At 47.7% G+C, this 6,881-nt stretch carries 5 protein-coding genes and 1 tRNA gene; all 6 read right to left on the reverse strand.

Features of this window, described 5'->3' with window-relative positions; genetic code table 11:
• Window positions 1–111: 111 nt before the first annotated feature.
• Entirely contained in the window at window positions 112–756 is a 645-nt protein-coding gene (gene clpP / locus AC3A8L_RS05485; protein WP_487961229.1) for an ATP-dependent Clp endopeptidase proteolytic subunit ClpP, read from the reverse strand.
• Between the two features lie 174 nt (window positions 757–930).
• A complete protein-coding gene (gene tig, locus AC3A8L_RS05490; RefSeq protein ID WP_487961230.1) occupies window positions 931–2,250 on the reverse strand; it encodes a trigger factor in 1,320 nt (439 codons plus the stop codon).
• Window positions 2,251–2,308: 58 nt separating this feature from the next.
• Window positions 2,309–2,393, reverse strand: a tRNA-Leu gene (locus tag AC3A8L_RS05495).
• Between the two features lie 229 nt (window positions 2,394–2,622).
• Window positions 2,623–3,801: an acetyl-CoA C-acyltransferase FadA gene (gene fadA / locus AC3A8L_RS05500; protein WP_487961231.1), complete on the reverse strand. Its 1,179-nt coding sequence runs from the start codon at window positions 3,799–3,801 to the stop codon at window positions 2,623–2,625.
• Window positions 3,802–3,816: 15 nt separating this feature from the next.
• Window positions 3,817–5,973 (reverse strand): fatty acid oxidation complex subunit alpha FadB, encoded by a 2,157-nt coding sequence (gene fadB / locus AC3A8L_RS05505; protein WP_487961232.1) that lies wholly within the window; start codon window positions 5,971–5,973, stop codon window positions 3,817–3,819.
• A 248-nt stretch (window positions 5,974–6,221) separates the two neighbouring features.
• The gene (locus AC3A8L_RS05510; protein ID WP_487961233.1) at window positions 6,222–6,803 is read right to left on the reverse strand and encodes a helix-turn-helix domain-containing protein; all 582 of its coding nucleotides are present in this window, start codon (window positions 6,801–6,803) and stop codon (window positions 6,222–6,224) included.
• Window positions 6,804–6,881: the final 78 nt, after the last annotated feature.

A 6,881-nucleotide genomic window follows, 5' to 3' on the forward strand; every position in this document is an offset into this window, starting at 1 on the left:
TCTTCTCTCACAATTGGGACTAAACCTCTAAATGCAAATTAATTTAGACCCAAACACTTAAATTAATTACAAAAAGGGCAATCCCAGAACCCAAACAACACCGACACTAAACTATTTTGCTGTCGCCGGCAGGCGATCCACAAGAACCTCATCAATCAAACCGTAGGCTTTCGACTCTTCAGCACTCATAAAGTTATCGCGTTCGGTATCGCGTGCAATCTCTTCAGTCGTCTTGCCTGCATGTGAAGCCATCAGCGTATTCAAGCGCTCACGAATCTTGAGGATTTCTTGCGCATGAATATGAATATCACTTGCCTGCCCTTGCGCTCCACCAGAAGGCTGATGAATCATAACCCTCGAGTTAGGCAAGCAATAACGCTTCCCCTTCTCCCCAGCCGCCAAGAGAAATGCCCCCATACTGCAAGCCTGACCAATGCACATTGTGCTCACATTAGGCTTAATAAACTGCATTGTGTCGTAAATCGACAAACCCGCCGTTACAGACCCACCAGGAGAGTTAATATAAAGATGAATGTCTTTATCGGGATTCTCAGCCTCAAGAAACAGGAGCTGAGCGACGACTAAGTTAGCCATGTGATCCTCAACCTGCCCCACCAAGAAAATCACCCGCTCTTTCAACAAGCGCGAATAAATATCGAATGAGCGCTCACCGCGTGCAGTTTGCTCAATGACCATTGGCACCAAGGCTGCGCTAGGATTTGAAGACACCACCCCTTGAGTATCAATTATAGACATAGCTTATTATTTTCCTTGTTTCTGCGACCCAGTATATACAACAGGGTCGAATTTAAAAAAATGCTTACCCAAGAAGCTTAACCCGAGATTTAAAGATATGCCAGAAAAGAAAAAACCCCGCTAAAGCCTAACAAGCTCTAGCGGGGTTTTCGAAAACATCGAGTCGTTTAATAATTAAGCAGTGGCGCCTTGCGACTGACCAATAAGCTCTTTATAAGGCACGGTTTTTTCTGTAACGGCAGCAGACTCAACCAATCTCTCAACAACCTGCTCTTCCAAAACTGCAGCCTCAACACCAGCCAATAATTGCTCATTACCAAAATAATAATTAACAACGCTCTGAGGATCTTCGTAAGTTGCAGCCAAACCTTCAATCATCGCCTTAACACGATCTTTATCGGCTTTTAAAGATTCTTTTGTCACCACCTCTGACACCAACAACCCTAAATGCGTACGCTTTTTAGCCTGCTCTTCAAACATCGCGTCAGGGAAAATAGTGCTCAGATCAAGCTTCTCACTCAACTGCCCATACTGTTGCGCCATCTGATTACGCAAAGCATTAACCTCTGTCGCAACAAGCGCATTAGGAATCTCAAACTCATTCGCAGAAACTAACGCATCAAAAATTTGTGTCTTTAAGCTATTTTTAGCCGCTTTTTCTTTTTCGTTTTCCATATTTTCACGAACTTCTTTGCGGAACTGCTCTTCACCGCCTTCAGATACGCCAAAAATCTTAAAAAACTCATCATTAATCTCTGGCAATTCCTGAACCTGCACAGCCTTTACCGTTACCGCGAACTCAACAGCAGCGCCCTGCAACTCCTCAGCCTGATAATCCTCAGGAAAAGTAAGCTTCAATACGCGCTCATCATCTGCCTTAGCGCCAACCAAGCCAGACTCAAAACCTTCAATCATCTGACCAGAACCTAAAACCAGGTTTTGACTTTCAGCCGTGCCGCCATCAAAAGCTTCGCCGTCTTTTGTGCCAGCATAATCAATAACCAACTGATCTCCATCAGCTGCTACTTTTTCCGCATCAGACCACTTCGCCTGACTTTTGCGCAAAGTATCGATCATCTCCTCAACATCGGAATCAGTAATCTCAGCACTGAGCTTTTCAACTGCAATACCATCAACACCCTTCAACTCTACATCCGGGTAAACCTCGATAGTTGCGACAAACTCAATATCGCTACCAGCAGCCATTTGTTTAGGCTCGATATTTGGCTGGCCCGCTGGGCGCAGCTTTTCTTGGGTCACGGCCTCGTAGTAAGAGCGGTTAATGGCATCACCAAGAACCTCCTGACGAACACCCGCTCCGAAGCGCTTTTTAACAACACTCATGGGCACTTTGCCCTGACGAAAACCATTAATTCGTACGGTTTTGGAAGCCTGCTGCAGACGCTTATTGACTTCTTGATCGACCTGCGCAGCAGGGATGCCAACCGTCAAACGACGCTCTAAACCGGACGTTGTCTCAACAGAAACTTGCATGATATGCCTCATTACCAAAAACTGGGGAAATTATGTGAAATGCGAGCTCAATAAATCATGGTGCGGTCGGAGAGACTTGAACTCTCACGCCTTGCGGCACTGGAACCTAAATCCAGCGCGTCTACCAATTCCGCCACGACCGCCTATGATTCATCACTCGTCTAAACTAGGAGGTAAGCAAGCCAAAATAGACCTAACCCTTTGATTCTTATAAGAAAAAAGAGCCTTCTGCTTACCCGCCTTAGCGAGGGGTGCAAATAGTGCCATAGCACTTAGAGTGTTTCAACTTTTTTTTACAATAAATAGTAAAAAACTGAATTTAATTACATTAGGCGCACAAAATAAGTGCAATATAGATAAAAAACAGCCTACCTAATTAAGCCGCTCTATAACCGTTGTAATGCCCTGCCCAAGGCCGATACACATCGTGGAAACCCCTAGCGTCGCTTGTTTATCTACCATCGCACTCAGTAGCGTCCCCGTTATTCGGGTGCCAGAACATCCAAATGGATGCCCCAAAGCAATAGCTCCGCCATAAAGATTGACCTTCTCGTCCATACTATCAAGCAACGACAAATCTTTTAGGACCGGCAAAGCTTGGGCAGCAAAAGCTTCATTTAACTCAACCACATCAATATCTTCAATTTTAAGGCCTAGGTCACCCAGGGCTTTTTGGGTTGATGGCACTGGTCCGTACCCCATAATTGATGGGTCAACCCCAACAACAGACATACCAATGACTTTTGCGACGGGCTGCAACCCCAAGTCTAAAGCCCGCTGATAAGACATTACCAGCATTGATGATGCACCGTCGGTAATTTGTGATGAGGTGCCCGCCGTTACAGTACCGCCCTTGGGGTTAAACGCCGGCCGAAGTTTGGCCAGCACTTCTGCCGTGGTTTCGGGGCGAATAGTCTCATCCTCACAAACAAGCATTGGAGCCCCAACCTCATCCAGCCCTTCCATCGGTATAATTTCACGCTCAAACTTACCCTCGGCTGTCGCAGCGGCAGCGCGCTGATGGGAGCGCGCACCAAAAGCGTCCATCTGCTCTCGCGTAATACCATGCAGCAGCGAGAGAAATTCGGCCGTCAAGCCCATGGATCCGGCCGCCTTAGCAACCGAAAGGCCCATCAAGGGGTTAGGGTCGACCTCCTTATTCATATCGATATGACCCATATGCTCTACGCCACCGACCAAATAAACATCGCCTACACCAGCCCTGATATTAGCGACGGCCGCATGCAAGGCAGACATTGAGGACCCGCAAAGGCGATTAACGGTTTGTGCTGGAACGGTATGAGGAATGCCCGCCCGCAACATGCTATTGCGCGCCACATTAAAACCCTGCTCACCCCGCTGCATAACACAACCCCAGATAACATCATCTATATTGGCGAGATCAAGCGCAGCATTGCGCGCCAGTAGAGACTTCATCAACAAGCCACTCATTTCATCTGCACGAAGGCTTCGGAAACAGCCATTTTTCGAACGCCCCATTGGCGTTCGCGCATAATCAACAATTACAGCATCTCTTGGGTTGATAGCCATGTTGAATCCCCTCTTTTAAGCTTGTGAATAAAAAGCTGCGCCATCGGCAAGCTTTTTTTGCATATTTTCTGGGAGCACATAAAGTGGACCCAAGCTTTCATGCGCCTTCGCCATCGCCGCAAACTCAGCAATACCAACTTCGTCAATCCAACGCAACAACCCACCTCTAAAGGGGGGAAAGCCCAATCCATAAACAAGCGCCATATCTGCCTCTGCCGCGGTATCCACGATGCCTTCGTTCAAACAACGCCCCAACTCAGTCGCCATTGGCACCATTAGCCGCGCAATAATTTCTTCATCACTAAATTCACGCAACGGCGCACAATGAGGTTTAAGCAAATCAAAAACCAAGGCGTCTGACTGCTTAACGGGCTTACCTTTTTTATCCTTTGTATAAATATAAAAGCCCGCGTTGTTTTTTTGTCCGTAGCGGCCAGCTTCAAATAAAATATCAGAACAAGCCTTAAAGCTCTTCGTCAAGCGATCAGGAAAGCCTTCAGCCATAACAGCTTCCGCGTGAACCCCAGTATCAATACCGACAACGTCCATCAGGTAAGCCGGCCCCATAGGCCACCCCCAACGCTCCATAACCTTATCAACGTGCTCAAAATTTGCGCCGTCACGTAGCAGCATCGCAAAAGCCGCAAAATAAGGAAACAACACGCGATTCACCAAAAATCCAGGACAATCCTTCACAACAACAGGCTTTTTACCCAGTGCCTGAGCATAAGCTACCGTTGTCGCAACAGCCTCATAACTCGTTTTTGCCCCACGTATCACTTCAACTAGTGGCATAGCATGAACGGGGTTAAAAAAGTGCATGCCACAAAACTGCTCGGGGCGAGCCAAGCCTTGCGCCAAAAAATCAATCGATATTGTTGATGTGTTAGAGCACAGTACGGCTTTTTCATTAAGCTCTAGCTCAACCTCCGCCAGCACAGCCTGCTTAATTTTAGGATTTTCAACAACAGCCTCCACAACGATATCGACATCACCAAAGTGACTGTAACTTAATGTTGGCTCAATTCGATTAAGGGTTGCGGCCAAATCCCCCGCAGAAATACGCCCGCGCTCCATGCGTTTCTCCAAAAGCTTAGCCGCTTCAGCCAACCCCAGATCAATGCCACTCTGAGCAATATCTTTCATCTTGATGGGGATGTTTTTGACAGCTGACTGATATGCAATGCCTCCGCCCATAATGCCGGCACCCAAAACAGCGGCACGCCTAACTGGGCTGACTGCAGCTTTTGCAATCGACTTTGCTTTTTTAGCAATAAATTGATCGCTGAGGAATAAACCAACAAGAGCCCTAGCCACACTATTTGACGCCAGCTTGCAAAATGCTGCAGTTTCTATTTCTAACGCTGCATCTCGGCCTAACTTCGCCCCCTCCTGCATAGTTTTTATTGCTTTGACTGGTGCGGGGTAATTTCTGCCAGCCTTACCTGCAACAAACGCTTTCGATGATTCAAATGCTAAAAGCGATTCGGTATCGTTCATTTCGAGAGGCGCTGTCTTTTTCGCCCTGCGCGACAAATAAGGTAAATCACCCTCGATAATACGCTGCACAACAACTATCGCAGCCGCTCTAAGCTTTTCGGGAGTCACCACACCATCGACCACACCCGCTTTTAGTGCAACTTCAGCTTTACTCTCTGCTCCACCGGCAATCCATTCAACAGCCGTATCGACGCCAGCTATTCGCGGCAGGCGCACTGTTCCGCCCCAGCCAGGTAAAATACCTAACTTTGTCTCTGGCAAGCCCATTTTTGCCTCAGTACTCATAACGCGATAATCACACGCCAAGCAAAGCTCACAACCACCACCGAGCGCATAACCATTGATGGCCACAACCGTTGGGAGCTTAAAATCTTCTATTCGGGAAAAAAGGTCTCGCGTTACAGACACCAACTTAAACACGGCATCCACCCCCTGCGCAAAAGCCGGTTGAAACTCGGCGATGTCTGCTCCAACAATAAAGACAGGCTTAGCGCTAGAAATGAGCACCGCTTTTAAGCCTTCAGCAGCCTCAATAGCATCTAATGCCTCAGCAAGCTCTGCGACCGTTCGACGATCAAATTTGTTAACAGACTCCCCGCGAGCATCAAACTGCAGCTCAGCAATGCCGTCGTCGATAACAGAAACGTTTACCGCCTCTCCTTGATAAATCATAGCGACTCCTACTTTGATTAAATTTGGAGTTGGTTGACTACCGCAAAGTAAGCTCTTGCTTCAGAAAAGCCTACCTGCAACATATTGAAATTAACGCGCTAAGCATACCACCGGAATTGGCCGTATATATGGACCTGCTTATTCACCAAGTATGGTTCACGATGAAGTAGTTTGAAAGTGACAATTTCAACGCCACCTTATGGCGGCTTGCGACGTAACCAGGCATCGATAACTTGCTAAGGATACCGTTAAACTGAATATGTAATATGGAATGGCGTCAGCAACAACAACTCCGACGCTTTATCCGCACACAGAATCATGAACGGCTGCCCAGCAGGTATGCAGGCGGCATCACCAGCCAACAAAGAAACAGCACGGCCAGCCAACTCTACAGTCAATTCGCCAGATATTACGTATAAACGAAGCCAGTCGGTACCCGAGTTTAACCCGCTCTTCGCATCACCTTGGATAACCGCTAAAATCTCAGCGTATTCCAGTACACCACCAGGGGAAACCTGGATTCGACTAAAGGTCGGCGCCATCGCGTCGAAACTATATACGCCGGCAGTTCCCGCACTCAGCGGTAAGAGCGGCGCACTGCCCTCGGAGCGAATTAATAAGGGGGGGTAAGGATCAACGAACATTAACGTTTGCAGATCAACCCCAAAGGCACTCGCCAATTTTTGCACAGTCTGTATCGACGGACTGGTATTACCCTGCTCTATTTGCGAAAGCGTGCCATTGGTAATATCGGCACGCCTCGCCAATTCACGCTGAGAGAAGCCCCACAAATCTCGCCATCGGGATAGCCTCTGCCCCAAATCCTTCACGGGACGCTACTCAACTAAATCATCGAAGCTAACATCCTCACCAAGCCTTTCCGGTAACTCAAAACCCGGCACCTAAAC

This window comes from Marinagarivorans sp., from assembly GCF_982758155.1.

Bases quoted from the DNA above. Each gene is read 5' to 3' on its own strand.
- clpP (WP_487961229.1), bottom strand. From the start codon at position 756: ATGTCTATAATTGATACTCAAGGGGTGGTGTCTTCAAATCCTAGCGCA.
- tig (WP_487961230.1), bottom strand. From the start codon at position 2,250: ATGCAAGTTTCTGTTGAGACAACGTCCGGTTTAGAGCGTCGTTTGACG.
- fadA (WP_487961231.1), bottom strand. From the start codon at position 3,801: ATGGCTATCAACCCAAGAGATGCTGTAATTGTTGATTATGCGCGAACG.
- fadB (WP_487961232.1), bottom strand. From the start codon at position 5,973: ATGATTTATCAAGGAGAGGCGGTAAACGTTTCTGTTATCGACGACGGC.